Genomic DNA, 18,683 nt, shown 5'->3' with positions numbered 1-18,683 from the left:
TTCTTGACTCCTGACCCGTTACATCATGATGCCTGCATTTCCCTTGGCGCATCGGGTAGCTCCATGATCAGGCTGGCGCCATCCAGGGTCTCGGCATCCTCGACCCACAGCCGTCCGCCGAGCTGGGACACGATGCCGCGGCTAATGGGCAGCCCAAGACCGCTGCCTCGGGGGCGCCCACGGGTGTGGCCGCTGGCGGGACTCTGTTGCGCTAGCTGATGGAATTTCTCGAAGACCCGTTCGCGCTCTTCAATGGCGATGCCGGGCCCGTTGTCTTCCACGCTCAGCCGGATGTGGCCGCGATGACGCTCAAGGCGCACAAGCACGCGTGGTGCCTGGTCGGCGGCAAACTTGGCGGCATTGTCGATCAGGTTGATGATGACCTGCTCCAGGCGATCCGGGTCGCCAATCACTTGGGCCTCGTCGAGGTCGATGATCGCCTCGAGGTGGACACCGCGCTCTTCGATCGGATGCTGCACGGCGGCCAGGCTCTGGCGAGTCAGGTCGACGAGGTCCAGCCGCTTCGGGTGCAGGGTCAGGCGCCCGGATTCGAGCCGTGCCAGGTCGAGAATCTCCTCGATCAGTCGCGACAGGCGCTGACTCTCGAGTACCACCACCTCCAAGAACTGGGCGCGCTTGTCGTCGGGCATGTCCTGGCTGTCGCGCAGGATTTCGGCGAAGGCGCGAATCGAGGTCAACGGCGTGCGCAGTTCATGGCTGACCATGGCGACGAACTCGTCCTTGAGCCGGTCGAGTTCGCGCAGCCGTTCGTTGGCGCCGCGCAGTTCTTCGCCGATGCGCGCCAGCTCCCGCGACTTCTGCTCCAAGCGGCGATTGTACTCAAGCGTTTGAGAGGTGCTGTCGAGGATGCGCAGTACCGCTTCCCTATCCAGTGCCTCTCCGCGTACCACTGAGTTGATCAAGACTCTGGCCGAGGCGCTGCCTAGTGCCCCCGCCAGCGCCTGCTCGGCCCGGGCTATCAGCTGAGGCGAGGCGGAGGCGTCCATGGCGGCTGCGTTCTCGCCGTCAGCGCTAGCCACGCAGGCCTCCATGCTGGTGTTGCGGTCGGTGGCGTTTGCTTCTGCCAGCACACGGCTCGTTGCGGTGCCACCCAGATAGCGCTTGAGCAGGTCGCGAAGAGCGCCGCGGGTGGTCTGTCCCTGCCATAGTGGCGCGGTATCGATGCCTTCGGTCAGGGCCCCGGTGAAGAGCGCCGCCTGTGTCTGTTCGAGTCGACTCTGGCGGGTGAACAGCGAGACGCCGACCAGTACACCAATGTTGGCCATGAGGCTCCACAGCAGCGAATGGCTGTAGATGTCCAGGCCATCGAGTCCGAACAGGGCATAGGGGCGCAGCCAGGCCAAGTGGTAAAGGCCTTGTTCGACAAAGCTCATGGGCAGCCAGCCCGACTGGGCGAATCCCGGTAGCAGCAGGGTGTAGCCCCAGACGGCGATGCCAGCCAGCATGCCGAGCCCGGCGCCGAGGCCGCAGGCTCCCCGCCAGTAGAGGCCCAGCAGCAGGGCCGGGGCAAACTGGCTGACGGCGGCGAAGGACACTAGCCCGATGGTCACCAGGCTGTAAGCATCGCCAATCAGGGCATGGTAGAGATAACCCAGCAGCAGGATCAGTGCGATGGCGACCCGGCGGATGCCCAGCAGCCACCCCGAGAGATCGCCGCGCAGGCCCCGAGATAGCGGCGTTGCCCGCAGCAGCAGAGGCATCACCAGTTGGTTGCTGACCATGGTCGAGAGCGCGATGGTCTCAACGATCACCATGCCGGTGGCCGCGGATAGCCCGCCGATGAACACGAAAAGCGATAGGCCCTCTTGGCCCGCGGAAAGTGGCAGGGTCAGCACGAAGCTGTCCGGGTCGCTGCCGGTGCCGCTCAGTAGCAGACCTGCCAGGGCGATGGGAATGACCATCAGGTTGATGATCAGCAGGTAGAGAGGGAATAGCCAACTGGCCCTGAGCAGATGGCGCTCGTCGACGTTTTCCACTACCAGCACCTGAAACTGGCGGGGCAGGGTGAGAAAGGCCAGAAAGGCCAGCAGCAGCGTGCCGATCCAACCTAGCGCACCGCCCGGTACTGCCGACAGGCTGAGTGCATGCTGCAGCTGTGGCTGGGCGGCGGCCCTGGCGAATAGATCGGCAGGGCCGTCGAAGAGCATGAAGACGGTGAAGAGGCCTACCACCAGGAAAGCTACCAGCTTGACCAGTGACTCCACGGCGATGGCGGCGACCATGCCTTCATGGCGCTCGCTGGCATCCAGGTGTCGAGTGCCAAAGAGCATGATGAATACCGCCAGTACCAGCGCCACCCAGAAGGATTTGTCGTTCAGAAAGCTCGCTGCCGACGTGACCCCGGTGGGAACCGGCGAGTAGTGCATCAGCACCGCGTGGCTAAGCGTGATGGCCTTGAGCTGCAGGGCGATGTAGGGAGTAATGCCGATCAAGGCGACCAGGGCTACCAGTGCGCCAAGTCGACTGCTCTTGCCATAGCGAGCGCTGATGAAGTCGGCGATGGAGGTGATGCGCTGAGCCCTGGCGGTGCGCACCATCTTGCGGATGATCAGCGGGCCGCAGAGCATGGCAAGCGTCGGCCCCAGGTAGATCAACAAAAAGCTGGGGCCGGCGTCGGCAGCGCGCCCCACGCTGCCGTAGAAGGTCCAGGCAGTGCAATAGACAGCGATCGATAGCGTATAGACGAAGGGGGAGGCAATGACCGAACGTCCCTGTCGGGCCCGACGATCGGCCCAGGCCGCAATCACGAACAGCAGCGCCAGGTAGCCAAACGCCGCCACGATGACGCTCAGTTCACGGTCCATGCCAGCGGCTCTCGCAAGTGACGCTCATTCCTTGGGCTCCCTCTCCAACAGCCAGGCCGCCAAGCCAATCACCAGAGCCCAGGCCACGAACAGATAGGCGGCGAGCCAGGATAGGCCGCCGGCCGGGCGGTCGGCGAGCAGGATCAGCGGTGGCGTGAACAGCAGCGCGGCCAGTATGACCAGCACCACCAGGCGTTCCGTCCGGCGCGGCGGCATCATAGGCTGGCATCCTGCCGGTCGAAGGCGCTTGACTGCAGTGCCAGGGCATCGGCCAGGGTATGAATGCCGCGCGCCTCCAGGCGTGTGCGCATGGCCAACCACAGCTCGGCCGTGACCCGGGCGTCGCCGAGCGCCGTGTGGCGGGTGCCTGCGGCAAAGCTCAAGGCGTAGCGGTCGGCCAGACTGTCCAAGTCGTGGCCGTCGAGCGATGGGTCCAGGGCACGAGACAGCAGCAGGGTATCGAGCACCGGCATGTTGAGGGCCACTCCGGCTCCCGGTGACTGCAGCGCCAGGAGGTCGAAGGCGGCGTTATGGGCGAGAATCACCGCATCTCCCAAGTAGTCGCGAAAGCGTGGCAGTACCTGACTCAGCGGAGGGGCGCCCAGTACATCACTATCTGTCAGGCCGTGAATGGCGGTACTGGCCGGGGGAATCGGGCGCCCCGGATCGATCCGCACATCGAAGGTGTCATTGGCGAGCAGTCGCCCGTTGACGATGCGGCAGGCGCCGATGCTGATTACCCGGTCGCCCTGGCGCAGGGCAAGCCCAGTGGTCTCGGTATCGAAAGCCACTATCTCGAGTTGAGCCAGCGGACAGGCGGCCAGCTCGGCCTCGGGGGATGGCAGGTCAGCAATGCCGAAGTCGTGGAACTCAGGGCGGGGCGATGGACGAGTGAGCGGTGGCCCCACCCGTTCCACTGCGGGTAGCGGGAATCGCAGCCGGGCATGGTGGCCATCAGTGTCCTGAAGGCTCCAAAGGTCGCTGTCATGCTGGTGCAGCAGATCCTCTATGCGGGGGGAGAGCGGCAAGGCGTCGAGCCGCAGGGCCTTCCACCTAGCCAACTGGTGTTGGGGCAGCGAGCTGCCCAGCCAGATCAGGTCCAGGTAGACGCGCCTGTTGCCCAGGCAGGTTTCAGCATCAAGGTGGCGCACGTCGACCAGGTCACTAAGACGGCTGGTCAGGGCCTCTAGCATCACCAGCAAGGCCGGGGCATCGGCCTTGAACCAGGCCGGCATGCCGACCGGGGTAAGCGTCAGCGACGAGCCGGCCAGTCGGTCGTTGAGGGCCTGCCAAAGATCGTTCGACCACAGCGGTGCCAGCCGTTCGCCCTGGCGCTGGAGGGCCTCGAGCGTCTTGCCGAGCCGATCAATTGCCTGACCGAGCTCCTGGCTTTCTTGACCGATGATGTCGGAGAGCCGCTTGGTCAGAGAAACCTCGACGCTGCCCTGTGACGTTGCCGGCCGTATTCCTTGGGCGGGTGTCGAAGAGGCGCCGGGCTGCCGCGCTTCGTGATCATGCGGGTCATCCGTTGCCTGGATTGCCGGATGGTTGGGCGAGTGCAACTGACTGAGCGCCTCGGCGGCACTTGAGAGCCCGGCGCCATGACGGCGGACGGCCACGAGGGCTTCGGCGAGGCTCGCTCTGGTGCCCATCTCGCAGTGCCAGGCGGCGGTGCTGTCGGTCAGGGTGATCAAGGTCTCGCAATCGCTATTGGGCACCCGGCGCAGGCAGCCGTGAAGCCAGCGATCTTGTTGAGGAATCAATAGTTCCCGTGGCGAACCGTCGCTGGGCAGGTGGTCGAGGGCCTCCGACAGGCTGGCAAGAGCGAAGAGGCCCTCCAGGCGCTTGCCCAGTCCGAACCCGGGATGTTCCGAGAACAGTGCCTCGGCGGCCTGATTGAACAGCAGCAGGCGGCGGTGACGGTCGCAAAGCAGCAGCGGGGTGTCCAATACTTGCAGCAGGGCTTCGAGCTCCAGGCGAATGCGGGCGGCGCTCCTGGCTCCTTCGGCATGGGCACCGGCTAGCTGTGAGCGGTCCTGTCGCCAGTGCTCGCGTAGTTTCAGGAGATCTGGGCCAAGGCCGCTTAGCCAGCCCTCGGGGCGATAGTCGTCGCGGGCGTCGGGGCTTGCCACCATGCGTGCTACCTGAACCTGCAGATGGCGAAGCGGTGCAAACAGCCGGCGCTCGAGCAACAGGCCCAACAGGAACACGCAGCCGGCACCGGCCAGGCATCCGGCCCACAGGGCAATACGTTCGGCGCCGGTCGGCGCCAAGCGGCTATCGAGCCAAAGTGCCAGGAAGGCACCGCCAAACAGGCTCAGGCCGCTGAGCAAAAGCCAGGCGCCGATCAAGTGCTGGCGACGGGGCGGGCTCATGCGGCGGACTCGTCTAGCAAAGCCTTGACCTTATCGACTAGCGCCTGGGTCGAGAAGGGCTTGGTGATGTAGTCATCTGCGCCCAGCGCTAACCCTTTCTCTCGTTCGACTTCGCGACCGTGGGCGGTGAGCATGATGATCGGCAGACGCGCTGAGGTTGGCATGGCGCGTAGCCGCTCCAGCACGTCGAAGCCGCTTATGCCCGGCAGGCTGATGTCCAGCAATACCAGGTCCGGGGGCATTTCGGCAATCCGGGTCAAGGCGCTTTCGCCGTCTACGGCAGTGATCACCTCGAAGCCTGCCTGTTGCATCAGGAATTCAAGTGACAGGACGATGTTCGGTTCGTCATCCACTACCAGCACCTTGGCCATCGTGATGCCTCCCTGTGATCAAGGTTGTGCTGCCACTTCTGAGTCTAGTGGCCGCGACAGAGACTGAAAGACGACCTTGGCAGGAGCTGATAGGCTACTTGAACGCTCGTTTGACACTTCGCGTCCAAACGACGGCGTAGCGCAATGACGCCTATTTCCTTGTCAGGAGACGACGATGATTGAAGTGCACCATCTGGAGAACTCTCGGTCCCAGCGCGTTATCTGGCTGCTAGAGGAGCTTTCTGCCGACTACGAAGTGATCACTTATCGGCGCGATCCCAAGACGATGCTGGCGCCTGAGTCGCTCAAGCAGGTTCACCCGCTGGGTAAATCGCCGGTCATCGTCGATACCGAGCGCGAAGGTGAGGTCGTCGCCGAGTCCGGCGCGATTATCGAGTATCTGCTCGAGCGCTTCGATGACGGCCAGCTGTTGCCGCCTGCGGGCACGCCGGAACGGCGGCGTTACCGTTTCTGGCTGCACCATGCCGAGGGATCGGCGATGCCGCCCTTGGTGATGACGCTGGTGTTCTCGCGCCTGGACAAGCCACCGGTGCCGGCGTTGATTCGCCCCATCGCTCGTCTGCTGGCGAATGGGGTCAAAACCAAGTTTCTCGATCCGCAGATTCGCGATCTGTTAGCGTTCTGGGAAGGTGAGTGCGGCCAGCATGCCTGGCTTTCGGGCGAGACCTTCAGCGCTGCCGACATCCAGATGAGCTTCCCGCTGCTGGCCCTCGAGGGGCAAGGTAGGCTAGGCGACTATCCACGGCTCACTGATTTGCTGGCACGGATGGGCGAGCGGAAGGCCTATCAGCGCGCGGTTGAAAAGGGCGGTGAGTTTTCTATGTCCGGCTAGGCGCTTGGTGGCGGTCAACGACCCCGATGCGGCCGAGTTTTCATCGTCAGCGGTAAAAGCGACTGACGTAAGACGAACATAAAAAAGAAAAGGTCGCCGCACAGGTGAACTGCCCCCTGAAGGTTGAACACTCAACCCAACCTTCGGGGGCGTATGATGAACCAGTACGATGTGCGTTATCTGCTGGTGGCAACGCTAGTCTCAGCAACGGTCCTTGGAGAGCCTATTGGGTTGAGGCATTCAAGGGCGCCGCTTGGTCACCAGTTGCCCGGCGCCATCGAACTCCAGCCGACGGTTGCGCCCGGCGAACAGGGCGAAGACCGCCGCGAACATCAGGATGGCGCCCAGCAGCATACAGACTTGAGGCAAAGTGGCGCCGCGGTCCAGCAGGATGCCGATGCCGAGTGGCCCCATGGCTGCCAGGCAGTAGCCGATTCCCTGTGCCATGCCCGACAGCTTGCCGGCAAGCCGTGAGTCGCCGCTGCGCAGCACCACGAGAGTAAGGGCCATGCTGAAGCAGCCACCCTGACCAAGACCCAGTAACACCACGCCCGGCCAGCGATACTCCACCGGGCCCAGCAGCAGTAGCATCATGCCGGCGCCGTTGGCCGCAAGCATCAGCAGCAGGGCAGGCCGCTGGTCGCGGCCGAGCCGGGCCAGCCAAGGGGCACCAATGGCCGACACCAGCTGGAACATGACCGATATGGCCAGCAGCCAGCCGGCTTCCTGCTCGCTGAGGCCGCGACGCTGGAGAAGCACCGGCAGCCAGCCAAAGACGATGTAGGCAAGCGACGACATCGATCCCATCAGTAGCGTGACCTGCCAGGCTAAGGGGGTTTTCAGCAGCCGAGCCTTGGGAGCGGGCTTGGAGGCCGCCTGGCGGTCCGGCCAGGGGTGTGGCATGCGCCAACGCCAGAACACTAGAGCCAGCACTGCGATCAGTGCCCAGCTGCCCAGTGCCAGCCGCCAACTGCCAAGAGCATCGGCCAAGGGGATGCTCAGGCCGGCGCCCAGCGCTCCTCCCAGGCACAGGGCCATGGTGTAGACGCCAGTCATCAGGTCGGCACCGTGAGGCAGCTCGCGTTTGACCAGTGCAGGCAGCAGGCTGCCGGCAATGCCGATTGCGCCACCCGCCAGCAAGGTGCCAAGGAACAGCAGCCAGGTAAGGGCGGATGCCCGCAAGGAAAGCGCCAGGGCCAGCAGCATCAGCGCCAGAGACAAAGCGCGCTCTGGGCCAATCCGTTTGGCAAGCCAGGGCGCCAGTGGCGCAAAGAGCCCCAGGCACACGACGGGCAGGGTAGTCAGTGCACCGATGCTGGTCGGGGAAAGCCCGGTATCGGCCTGGATGCGGGCCAGAACTGGTGCCAGCGACGATAGCGCCGGCCGCAGGTTGATTCCGACCAGGATCATCAGCAGCAGAAAGCCCAACAGCGGTGTGCGAGGTGTGGTGGTGTTGGTCATGGCAGCAATATCTAGAAGGGAAAGCGCTCCCCGTATCGAGAGTCGCGGGTCATGATGCGACGCATCCTTGCGTTACTTCAATGCAACGATGCCGCCAGAGGCGGCATCGCAAGGGGCCTGCGGGCGAAGGTAGCGCTGGCGGCCTTCTCAGGCCCCAGCACTATCAGGCCTGCTGGGGGCGCTTGGCACGGCGGCGTGGCGCGCGCGCCTCGTCCTGGCGGCGCTGGCCGTTGCCGGCATTGCCGCCGCGGCCATTACCGTTACCGCTCGCATTGCGGTTGTCTCCACCACGGCCGCTGCCGCCGCGGCCGTTTCCAGAGCGGCCGCGACCGCCGCCCTTGCCGCGACCATTCTCGATGGGCTCGGGCTTGGCGTTGGGGTCGGGCTCGAAGCCCGGCTCGATGCGCTTTTCGAGGTCGCGCTTGATCAGCCGTTCGATGCCCTTGAGCAGGCCATGTTCGTCGACGCAAACCAGCGAGACCGCCTGGCCTTCGCTGCCGGCTCGACCGGTGCGGCCGATACGGTGAACGTAGTCTTCCGCCACATTGGGCAGCTCGAAATTCACCACATGGGGCAGCTCGCTGATATCCAGGCCACGGGCGGCGATGTCGGTAGCCACCAGCACTTGCAGGTCACCCGACTTGAAGGCCGCCAGCGCCTTGGTGCGTGCCGACTGACTCTTGTTGCCATGAATCGCCATCGACGGGATGTTCTGCTTCGAGAGCTGCTCGGCCAGACGGTTGGCGCCGTGCTTGGTGCGGGTGAAGACCAGTACCTGATACCACTGATGCTCGGTGATCAGGTGAGCCAGCAGCTCGCGCTTCTTCTCCCGGTCGACCTTGTAGATGGCCTGGTCGACGGTCTCGGCGGTGGTGTTGCGACGCGCCACTTCGATCATCGTCGGCTTGTCGAGCAACTGGTTGGCCAGCGCTTGAATCTCGTTGGAGAAGGTCGCCGAGAACAGCAGGTTCTGGCGCTTCGCCGGCAGCAGGCGCAGCAGTTTCTTGATGTCGTGGATAAAGCCCATATCCAGCATGCGGTCGGCTTCATCCAGCACCAGGGTCTCGACCTTGGAGAGGTCGATGTGGCGCTGCTGATGCAGATCCAGCAGGCGACCCGGCGTGGCGACGAGGATATCCAGGCCTGGGCGGATGGCATCCACCTGCGGCTGTTGGCCGACACCGCCGAAGATCACCTTGGAGGTCAGGTTCAGGTGACGGCCATAGCCGGTCACGTTGTCGCCGATCTGGGCGGCAAGCTCACGGGTCGGGGTCAGCACCAGGGCGCGAATTTGCCGGGCCTTGGGGCGCGGGCCGTCGGCGAGACGCTGCAGCAGTGGCAGAGTGAAGCCGGCGGTCTTGCCGGTGCCGGTTTGGGCACTGGCGAGGAGGTCGCCACCCTCGAGCACGGCCGGAATGGCCTGGCGCTGGATGGGGGTGGGAACGGTATAGCCTTGTTCTTCGACCGCGCGCAGCAGTTCGCTACGCAGGCCAAGGTCGGAAAAGCTCATGCAAACTCCGGATAACACGCCACCGCCGCTCGCCGGTGAGATGGCGCGAGTCCCGGGCGGTGCCGTGAGAAAAAATCGATGACAGACGCGGCAGGAGGGACCATAAAGTGCCGCGGATGCGCATGATGACAGAAAAATCTGCTGGGCGCAGCTTTATGGCGCCTCGGACGCTCCGCGCAGGCTGCGAACCTGCTCGGCGATCCGGTCGGCAAGCGTATCCCAGCTCTGGCCGAGGGCCCGTACCAGGGCCGGATAGCCATCGGCGTCCAGCGGTGTCTCGACCTCGAAGGTATCCAGGGTCAGCAACTCGCCGTCCGGGGCACGCAGCTGCCACTGGCCGGCCGCGACCGCTTGGCCATCATAACGGCCCTGGAAGCTCTCGACTTCCAGGCGCAGCGTCATGGCGCTGGGCGGTGCTGCCGGGTTGGCTTCGGCGAGTACCCGAGTGTCCGGCAGGCGATGGCCCAGACGGCGTCGCAGGCCGCGTTCGAGCATCGGGCCAAGCTCCTCGGCCCAGAGATGATCCCGGGCCGGGTTCAAGGTGATGTCGTCGAGTTGCAGCACGATGCCTTGTTGCTCGAGAAAACTCGCCATGGCCAGCGGTCGAACGACCAGTACTTGCGAGCCGCTTCGCTGGTCGGCAGCCGCAGTGATGCCGGCTTGCGACGCAGCGAGTTGATCGGGCGGCAGGCCATATTGGCGGGTCGGCGCGGCGTTGGTGGCACAGCCTGCAAGCCAACTCAACGCGCTCAGCAGGGCCAGTATACGGATCACGATCATGGGGCTCTCCTTGCCGTTCATCGGGGGGCTCGCGGTTGAGGATCCTCGCCGCGCGGGCGGTCGAAGATCAAGGCATTGGGTTGTTCGCTAAGCGTCTTGGCGACCGGTTCCAGATCACGCATCAGGGCGTCGAAACGCTCGAGGGTGCCGGTGAGCTCGTCGTAGGCCGTAGAGCCCGGTGACAGCCCCTCCAGGGTGGTCCTGAGCTCTGCCAGGGTTTCGTTGAGCGTGCCCGGCAGATTCTGTGTGTCGGGGTTGTCGGTCAGTGTTCTGACGCTTTCGGTCAGCGCTCGCACTTCCTCGAGCATCGCTTGAGAGGTGTCCAGGTTGCGATTCAGACCGTCGAGCACGGGTTCCACCTCGAGACCATTGAGCTTGTCGAGCAGGCTCGAGACCTTCTGCTCGATCTGCGCGAGCCCCGCCGGTGTGGTGGGGAACACGGGGCGGTCCTGATAGCTGTCGGCGAGATATTGCGTGGCGGCGGGGCGCTGGAAGTTGAGGTCGACATAGAGAGCGCCAGTCAGCAGGTTGCCGGCCTTCAGCGAGGCTCGCAGACCGTTCTCGAACCAGCCTTCGAAGCGCTTTCGCCAGGCCTCGAGGTCCAGGCTCTCGAGATTCTCGCCGAGCCGCTGTGGCTCGATACGAATCAGCACGGGAATGGCGAAGCCTGAGCGGCGCGAGCGCTGATCGATGCTGAACTCCCAGGGCACGCTTGCCACGGTGCCGACCCGCACGCCACGGAATTCCACCGGCGCCCCCTTGGACAGGCCGCGCACCGTGTCATCCACCAGTAGGACATACTCGAGGTAGCGATTGAAGGTCCCCTGGCGGGCGCTTTCGGCATCTTCATAGAGCGTGAACGTCGTGTCTTCTGCCACCGGCTGGCCAAGTGGCACATCCTCGGGCACGCCGAAGGTCACGCCGCCGCCGAGCAGGGCTTCCAGGGATTCGACGTTGATGCTCACGCCCTCGGAATCGAGCTTGAGATCGATGCCGCTGGCGGGCCAGAAACGGGTGCTATCGGTGACCAGCACATCGTAGGGCGTTTCGATGAAGGCGCGGTGGCGCATCCGGCGAGTGTCGGGGTCGAAGCGCGCTTCCTCGACACGGCCGACGGTGAAGCCCTGATAGGTGACGGGGTCGCCGACGCTCAGCGAATTGCCGAGCTGACCGACAAGGTTGATGCGGATGCCTTTGGCATCGGCGGGTGCCACAGGCGGCTGGTCGAGTACCTCGAAGCGGTTACTCGTCTCGTCGCTGCTGCCGGGTTGCAGCTGGATATAGGCACCCGATAGCACGGTGTTGAGGCCGCTGATGCCTTCCCGGCCAATGCGCGGCTTGACGACCCAGAACTGGGTGTCCTCGACCAGCATGGGCTCCACATCAGGGCTCATGCGGGCGATCACGCGGATGTGACTCAGGTCGCTGGACAGGCCCACCTGCTCGACTCGGCCGACCTCGACGTTACGGGTCTTGATCAGGGTGCTGCCGGCCTCGATGCCCTCGGCATTGCTCATGATCAGCGTGACCTGTGGGCCGCGGCTGACGTAATCGTCGTACAGCAGCCATGCGCCGATCAGCATGGCGACGAATGGCACGATCCAGATCGGTGAAAGCCGGGTATGCCGGCTGATGCTGGCGCGGGCGGGCGGCGTGTCCTGGCCATATGGCTCAGTGGTCATGGGCAACGTCCTTGCGATCAGAAGAAGGGGGCGGCACGTCGGCGTTTTTCTCGCTGGCGCTCTGGCGGTATCGAGGCAGGGGCGGATCCCATATCAGACGAGGATCGAAGGCCATGGCCGAGAGCATGGTCAGTACGACCACCGAGCCGAAGGCGAGAGCGGCCGGCCCTGGGGCGATGGACATCAGGTTGCCGGCGCGAATCAAGGCCACCAGGATGGCCACCACGAACACATCGACCATCGACCAGCGGCCGATGAACTCGGTAATGCGGTACAGGCGGGTGCGCGCTACGGCCTGCAACTCACCGCTGCGAGGCACCATCAGACACAGCCACGCCATGGCGATCAGCTTGCTCACCGGCACCAGGATGCTGGCGATGAAAATGATCGCGGCAATCGGATAGGAGCCATGCTGCCATAGCGTGATGACCCCGCCGATGATTGTCGAGGGTTCGGTGTGACCCAGGGAGGTGGTGATCATGATCGGGTAGACGTTGGCCGGGATGTAGAGCAGCGTGGCAGCCGCGAGCAGGGCCCAGGTGCGCTGCAGGCTATGGGGCAGGCGCGCATGAAGTCGCTCTCCGCAGCGCCGGCAGCGCCCCTTGCCTTCGGCATCCAGGCGATTGACTAGGCCACAGGTAGGGCAGCCGGTTAGGCCCTGGGGAGAGGCCCGGGCTCCCGTCACCACCCCTTCTGGAGCGGTGGGCTCACCGACCAGAGAGAACCACATCCAGTCGGCATCCAGCGATTGGGTCGCTAGCAGTAACAGCAGGGCAAAGCAGCAGAAGGCCCAGAAGGCTAGGCCAAGCGAGACCTCGGCCATGCCGGCAACCTTTATCAGGCTGACCAAGGCGCCAATGATGAAGACATCCGCCATCATCCATGGGTGTAGGTGCGACAGGGCTCTGGCGATGCTGCGACTGGCTGGTAGCAAGGTGCGTCGCAGCAGGCCAATCTGTAGCCAGATAACGCTTAGCAGATAGACCGTCGGCAAGACGATGGTGGTCAACACCACGCCAATGGCCACCAGCGGTTGATGCATGCCAATCAGGCTGGTGGCGGTTTGGGTCAATACAATGCGATTGCCAATGCCGCTGACCTGGAAGCTGACGAAGGGGAGGCAGACCGCCATGATCAGCGCCAACAGAGCTGCAATGGCCAGTGCCAGGCTCCGCTCGGCGGGGCGATAATGCCGGGTCGAAAGCGTATGGCCACAGCGCGGGCAGTCAGCGCTTTGCCCATGGTGCAACGGTGGCAGACGCACCAGCCAGTCGCACTCATGGCAGGCGCGCAGCCGGCGCCGAGACACATGAGCTTCTGGTGGGCCTTCCAGCACGGAAAGGCGCGGATCTGGGGGCAGCGTATCGATCAAGGCCAGGTTCCTTCTTTTCCCCATTATGACGGCTGGTCGAATACATACAATCCTGATGGAAGACGATGCTACAGTGCGGCGCCAGAAGGCCGATAGTCATCACCATTCAATGAATCAAAAGGATAAGACCATATGGGCTTGCCGATATTGGCGGTCATCGCAGGACTGGCGCTACTGGTATGGAGCGCCGAGCGATTTGTCGACGGGGCGGCTGCGACCTCCCGCTACCTGGGGCTGTCGCCTCTACTGATCGGCATGCTGGTGATCGGTTTTGGCACCTCGGCGCCTGAGCTGATGGTCTCGGCGCTGGCGGCGTCTCAGGGTAACCCAGGGCTGGCGCTAGGCAATGCCTATGGCTCCAACATCACCAACATCGGGCTGATTCTCGGGCTGGTGGCGCTGATCGCGCCCTTGGCGGTGCAGTCCGGTGTGCTGCGCCGAGAGCTGCCCATACTCTGCGCTGCTACGCTGTTAGCTGGCTGGCAGCTTCGTGATGGCGTGATCAGTACCGCGGAATCGATCATTCTGCTGCTGGCGCTGGCGATTTTTATCGGCGCGAGCATTTGGCAGGGCCGCCAGGCAGAGGCCGCAGGCGATGCGTTGGCAAGCGAAACCGACCACAGTCTCGATAGCCATCCGATGTCGCTCAAGGTGAGCGTGCTCTGGACGCTGGTGGGATTGGTGCTGCTGGTGGCGAGCTCCCGCCTACTGGTTTGGGGGGCGGTGGCCATTGCGCAGACCTTTGGTGTCAGCGATCTGATCATAGGCCTGACGGTCGTGGCGATTGGTACCTCGCTGCCGGAGCTTGCCTCTTCATTGAGTGCTCTACGGCGTGGCGAGCACGACCTGGTGCTGGGCAATGTGGTCGGTTCCAATCTCTTCAACACCCTAGGGGTGGTGGGGCTGGCCGGGGTGATTGCGCCCATTCAGGTCGGCGGCGAGGTCATGGTGCGGGACTGGCCCGTCATGGCGGTGATGACCCTTGCAATGACGGTGTTTGCCATCGGACTCAAGGGGCGCGCTGGTCGCATCAACCGTCTAGAGGGCGGGCTGTTGCTGGCTCTGTTCGTCGGTTACAGCCTCTACCTGATCCGCGTCGTATTGCTGGCCGACGGTTGACCCGGCCGTAATACGCCATGACCCTCAGAGCAGCCTCTGAAGCAAAACCTGCGACAAAAAACCACGCTTTCTAGCGGCGAAAGTGCGGCATCGCGACACACTTGGAACGACGATTTTCATGCGCCTTTGCCTTAGCATTGGCGCTGTCAGTTGCAAACATAATAAATGGCAGTGAATTCGACTAGCGGTATCGCCATCACCCCATGACGAGGAGGCTCTTATGGAGCTTGATCCACTCATCCTGTCGCGTATTCAGTTCGCGTTCGTGGTGTCTTTCCACGCCATCTTCCCGGTCTTTACGATCGGCCTGGCGTCCTACATCGCACTGCTGAACGGGCTTTACTTTGCCAACGGCAACCCCGCCTGGGAACGCCTGGCCACCTTCTGGACCAAGGTATTCGCGGTGGTGTTCGGCATGGGGGTGGTGTCCGGCATCGTGATGTCCTTCCAGTTCGGCACCAACTGGAGCAACTTCGCTCAGGCGTCGGCCAACTTCCTGGGGCCGATGCTCAGCTATGAGGTGGTGACCGCCTTCTTCCTCGAGGCGGGCTTCCTCGGCGTGCTGCTGTTCGGCCGCGGCAAGGTCCCGCAAGGCGTTCATCTCTTCGCCGCTACCATGGTGGCGGTGGGTACCTTCATTTCTGCCTTCTGGATCCTCTCAGCCAATAGCTGGATGCAGACTCCGGCGGGTGTGGAGCTGATCGACGGCGCTTTCCACGTCACATCCTGGTCCACCGCGATTTTCAATGCCTCCTTCTGGTATCGCTTCATGCATATGGCGACCGCGTCCTTCCTGACGGGGGGCTTCGTTGTCGCGGCCGTCAGCGCCTACTATTTGCTGCGCGGGCGAGATGAGGTGGCCAACAAGAAGGCGCTTTCCATGTGCTTGTGGCTGCTGCTAGTGCTGGCGCCGGCTCAGGCGGTCATCGGTGACTTCCATGGCCTCAATACCCTCGAGCACCAGCCGACCAAGGTGGCGGCCATGGAAGGTAATTGGGAGACCCAGTCGCATACGCCGCTGCTGCTGTTTGCGCTGCCGGATATGGACGCCCAGAAGAACCACTTCGAGGTCGGTATTCCTAGCCTGGCCAGCCTGATCCTGACGCACGATGTGAATGGCGTGGTGCCTGGCCTCAAGGACGTTCCCCGCGATGAGCAGCCGTTCGTACCCTTGGTGTTCTGGTCCTTCCGCGTGATGGTGGCCATTGGCTTGGCGATGATTGGCGTGGCGGTTGCCGGCCTTGTGCTGCGTCGCGGCGGCCGAGTGTATCAGTGTGATCGCTACCTCAAGCTGCTGGTTGCCATGGGTGTCTCGCCCTTTATCGCGGTACTGGCCGGTTGGTTCGTCACCGAAGGTGGCCGGTCGCCATGGCTGGTCTACGGCATGATGACGCAGGCCGAAGCGCTGACGCCCTCGCTGACCGGGGGGATGGCGCTGTTCACCTTGATCGGCTACATCGCGGTCTATGCGGTGGTGTTCTGCTGCGGGGTCTATTACCTGATGCGGGTCATTCGCCAGGGGATGCTGCCCCACGACCAGGAAACCGTGGTCGATGATATCGAACGTGCCAAGCGTCCGCTGTCCGCCGCTCATATTCCCTTCGACGATGACGCCGGTCATCCGGTCAGGAGCTAAGCCATGCAAACCTTCGACTTGTCATTGATCTGGGCCGGCATCATCGGCTTCGGGATCATCATGTACGTGCTGATGGACGGTTTCGATCTGGGCCTTGGCATCCTCTTTCCCTTCGCCCCGGACGAAGACGCGCGCGATGTGATGATGAACTCCGTGGCGCCGATCTGGGACGGCAACGAGACCTGGCTGGTGCTGGGCGGGGCGGGCCTGCTGGGCGCCTTCCCGCTGGTCTATTCGGTATTTCTGCCGGCCCTCTATATCGGCGTCTTCCTGATGCTGGCCGGGTTGATCTTCCGAGGCGTGGCCTTCGAGTTTCGCTTCAAGTCCAAGCGCAACCGCCACTGGTGGAACCGCGCCTTCTGCTGGGGCTCGGCGGTCGCCACCTTCGCCCAAGGGGCGGTGGTCGGTACCTACATTCAGGGCTTCGAGACCGAAGGCTTTGTCTATGTCGGCGGTGCCCTGGACTGGCTGACGCCGTTCACCGTGCTCACCGGCCTTGGCATGATGGCGGGCTACTCGCTGCTGGGGGCCACCTGGCTGATCCTGAAATCGGAAGGCCATGTTCAGGAATGGGCCTATCGCATTACCCCCAAGCTGCTGGCAGCGGTGCTTGTCGTGTTCGCCATCATCAGTGCCTGGACCCCCTTCGTCGATGGCAGCGTGCGTGAGCGCTGGTTCGGTCAGGTATCGCTGATCTGGCTGCTGCCGGTGCTGGCCATGGCCTGTGCCTACGGTATCTATCGCTGGGTGAGCCATCGCCGTGAAGGCATGCCGTTTATCGCCACACTGGGCATGTTCATCTTTACCTATCTGGGGCTGGTGGTGAGCAAGTGGCCGGTGATCGTGCCACCGGACCACACCATCTGGGACGCCGCCTCGGCGCCGGAATCCCAGCTCTTCCTGTTGCTGGGGGTGCTGTTCGTGATTCCCATCGTGCTGACCTACACCGCCTGGAGCTACTGGGTATTCCGCGGCAAGGTGCGTACCGGTGAAGGCTACCACTGACGTCATGCCAGCGAATGACGCCAGCCATCAGGAGTCTCTTACCCCCAAACGCTGGCTCAAGGAGCTGGCCGCCGGCGAGCGCCGCCGACTGACGCTCGCCACGCTTGCCGGTCTGGGGGTAGGGCTTTGCACCATCGTGCAGATGTTACTGCTGGCCATCATCATTGACCGACTGTTGACCGGCGCCCCAGAAGCGCCGGTTGGCGTTTTGTTCGTGGCCTTGATCGGTGTGCTGGGAGTGCGCGCGCTGGCACAATGGGCCCAGGAAACCACGGCGCAAGCGGCCAGTCTGGCGATTCGTGGCCGTGCCCGGGCCGCGCTGCTCGATCACCTGACGGCGCTGGGCCCGGTGCGGCTGTCATCTCGCCACTCGGCGGGCCTTGGCAGTCAACTGGTCGAGCAGGTCGAAGCGCTGGATGGCTATTTTGCCCGCTTCCTGCCCCAGCTGCGGCTTGCCACCGCGCTGCCGCTGCTGATCTTTGCCATCGTGCTGGGCCTCGACTGGCTGGCCGCGATATTCCTGCTGCTGGCCGCCCCGCTGATTCCGCTGTTCATGGCCCTGGTGGGCATGGGCGCCCAGCGCCTGAATCAGGCCCAGTTTGCGGCCGTGACGCGACTCTCAGGGCACTTTCTCGACCGGGTACGCGGCATCACCACGCTGCAACTGTTCGGGCGAACGGCCACGGCTGCCGCCGAGGTCTTCGCTGCCGCCGACGACTATCGCGCGCGCAGCATGAAGACCCTGCGCATCGCTTTTCTGTCTTCGGCAGTGCTTGAGTTCTTCGCTTCAGTGGCCATCGCGGTGATCGCCATCTACGTGGGCTTCGGCCTGTTGGGCTATATCACCTATGGCCCCTCGTCGTCGCTGACCTTGTTCAGTGGCCTGACGATACTGCTGCTGGCGCCGGAGTTCTTTCAGCCACTGCGTAGCCTTTCCCAGCACTATCATGATCGCGCCGCGGCCCTGGGCGCCGCCGAGGCGCTGGTGGCTATCCTCAACGAGACACCGCCAGAGACCTTTGAGAGGCGCTCAGCGGACAGCGGCAATAACGACGCCCTGGTGCGGCTCAGCGAGGCCTGCGTCGAACATGCCGGACGCGGCCAGGTGCTGGGGCCGGTATCGCTCGAGGTGTCGCGCGGTGAGGTCATCGCCTTGACGGGACCCTCGGGGGCCGGCAAATCGACGCTGCTGCAACTGATTGCCGGCTTCGTGGCGCCCAGTGAGGGCAGCGCCGAGGTGATGAGCGAGCGTCGGCCCGCCTGGATGGATCAGCGTCCGCTGGTGATCCAGGGCACGATCGCCGACAACCTGCGCCTCGCCGACACCCAAGCCAGTGATGAACGAATGCAAGCAGCCCTGCAGCGAGCTGGGCTTGCTGGATTGCTGTCACGCCTGCCAGAAGGGCTCGATACGCCGGTCGGCGAGCGCGGGGCTGGGCTGTCCGGTGGCCAGGCGCAGCGGTTGGCGCTGGCGCGAGTGTTCTTGAGCGATGCAGCGCTGGTGTTGCTCGATGAACCCACCGCAAGCCTCGATGAAGACAGCGAAGCGGAAGTCGCAGCGTCGCTCGCACGGCTGGTCGAGGAGGGGCGGACCCTGATCATCGCGACCCATCACCCGGCGCTGATGGCGATGGCCCACCGGGTCGTGCGCATTCAGGCCGGTCAGCAGGTCGAGGAGGCGACAGCATGAGAGC

General features: G+C 63.9%; 14 protein-coding genes. 5 read left to right on the top strand and 9 right to left on the bottom strand.

What is annotated here, in order from left to right; genetic code table 11:
- Nucleotides 1–23: 23 nt before the first annotated feature.
- The 4 genes from BLR71_RS06720 to BLR71_RS06705 are packed head-to-tail and all read right to left on the bottom strand — an operon-like array spanning nucleotide 24 to nucleotide 5,571.
- Entirely contained in the window at nucleotides 24–2,825 is a 2,802-nt protein-coding gene (locus BLR71_RS06720; RefSeq protein ID WP_092524373.1) for a sensor histidine kinase, read from the bottom strand.
- Nucleotides 2,826–2,849: 24 nt separating this feature from the next.
- Nucleotides 2,850–3,044, bottom strand: a complete 195-nt coding sequence (locus BLR71_RS06715) for a hypothetical protein (protein WP_092524371.1) — start codon at nucleotides 3,042–3,044, stop codon at nucleotides 2,850–2,852.
- Entirely contained in the window at nucleotides 3,041–5,200 is a 2,160-nt protein-coding gene (locus BLR71_RS06710) for a 3'-5' exonuclease (protein ID WP_092524369.1), read from the bottom strand. The genes BLR71_RS06715 and BLR71_RS06710 overlap by 4 nt, the downstream gene beginning before the upstream one ends.
- Nucleotides 5,197–5,571: a response regulator transcription factor gene (locus tag BLR71_RS06705; protein WP_092524367.1), complete on the bottom strand. Its 375-nt coding sequence runs from the start codon at nucleotides 5,569–5,571 to the stop codon at nucleotides 5,197–5,199. The genes BLR71_RS06710 and BLR71_RS06705 overlap by 4 nt, the downstream gene beginning before the upstream one ends.
- A gap of 175 nt (nucleotides 5,572–5,746) precedes the next feature.
- Between BLR71_RS06705 and BLR71_RS06700 the strand changes: the two genes are divergently transcribed.
- The gene (locus tag BLR71_RS06700) at nucleotides 5,747–6,424 is read left to right on the top strand and encodes a glutathione S-transferase family protein (RefSeq protein ID WP_092524365.1); all 678 of its coding nucleotides are present in this window, start codon (nucleotides 5,747–5,749) and stop codon (nucleotides 6,422–6,424) included.
- 240 nt (nucleotides 6,425–6,664) lie between these two features.
- Here BLR71_RS06700 and BLR71_RS06695 read toward each other — a convergent pair whose 3' ends face one another.
- The 5 genes from BLR71_RS06695 to BLR71_RS06675 form a co-directional block, all read right to left on the bottom strand.
- Nucleotides 6,665–7,885: a CynX/NimT family MFS transporter gene (locus BLR71_RS06695; protein ID WP_245696363.1), complete on the bottom strand. Its 1,221-nt coding sequence runs from the start codon at nucleotides 7,883–7,885 to the stop codon at nucleotides 6,665–6,667.
- 163 nt (nucleotides 7,886–8,048) lie between these two features.
- Entirely contained in the window at nucleotides 8,049–9,395 is a 1,347-nt protein-coding gene (locus tag BLR71_RS06690; protein WP_092524363.1) for a DEAD/DEAH box helicase, read from the bottom strand.
- A gap of 153 nt (nucleotides 9,396–9,548) precedes the next feature.
- On the bottom strand, nucleotides 9,549–10,175 hold the full coding sequence (locus BLR71_RS06685; RefSeq protein ID WP_092524361.1) for a PqiC family protein: 627 nt from the start codon (nucleotides 10,173–10,175) through the stop codon (nucleotides 9,549–9,551).
- Nucleotides 10,176–10,192: 17 nt separating this feature from the next.
- Nucleotides 10,193–11,857, bottom strand: a complete 1,665-nt coding sequence (gene pqiB / locus BLR71_RS06680) for an intermembrane transport protein PqiB (protein ID WP_092524359.1) — start codon at nucleotides 11,855–11,857, stop codon at nucleotides 10,193–10,195.
- Complete coding sequence (locus BLR71_RS06675; protein ID WP_422730758.1) at nucleotides 11,847–13,229, bottom strand: paraquat-inducible protein A; 1,383 nt, start codon at nucleotides 13,227–13,229, stop codon at nucleotides 11,847–11,849. Before BLR71_RS06675 ends, pqiB begins: the two co-directional genes overlap by 11 nt.
- A gap of 132 nt (nucleotides 13,230–13,361) precedes the next feature.
- Between BLR71_RS06675 and BLR71_RS06670 the strand changes: the two genes are divergently transcribed.
- The 4 genes from BLR71_RS06670 to cydD all read left to right on the top strand — a co-directional run bounded on the left by BLR71_RS06670 (nucleotide 13,362) and on the right by cydD (nucleotide 18,679).
- Nucleotides 13,362–14,348, top strand: a complete 987-nt coding sequence (locus tag BLR71_RS06670) for a calcium/sodium antiporter (RefSeq protein ID WP_092524355.1) — start codon at nucleotides 13,362–13,364, stop codon at nucleotides 14,346–14,348.
- Between the two features lie 220 nt (nucleotides 14,349–14,568).
- On the top strand, nucleotides 14,569–15,984 hold the full coding sequence (locus BLR71_RS06665; protein WP_092524353.1) for a cytochrome ubiquinol oxidase subunit I: 1,416 nt from the start codon (nucleotides 14,569–14,571) through the stop codon (nucleotides 15,982–15,984).
- A 3-nt stretch (nucleotides 15,985–15,987) separates the two neighbouring features.
- Nucleotides 15,988–16,989: a cytochrome d ubiquinol oxidase subunit II gene (cydB, locus tag BLR71_RS06660; protein ID WP_092524351.1), complete on the top strand. Its 1,002-nt coding sequence runs from the start codon at nucleotides 15,988–15,990 to the stop codon at nucleotides 16,987–16,989.
- A gap of 4 nt (nucleotides 16,990–16,993) precedes the next feature.
- Nucleotides 16,994–18,679: a thiol reductant ABC exporter subunit CydD gene (gene cydD, locus BLR71_RS06655; RefSeq protein WP_092524469.1), complete on the top strand. Its 1,686-nt coding sequence runs from the start codon at nucleotides 16,994–16,996 to the stop codon at nucleotides 18,677–18,679.
- Nucleotides 18,680–18,683: the final 4 nt, after the last annotated feature.

This window comes from Onishia taeanensis, assembly GCF_900100755.1.
Taxonomy (GTDB): domain Bacteria; phylum Pseudomonadota; class Gammaproteobacteria; order Pseudomonadales; family Halomonadaceae; genus Onishia; species Onishia taeanensis.
This window is presented reverse-complemented; position numbering and strand designations above follow the sequence as displayed.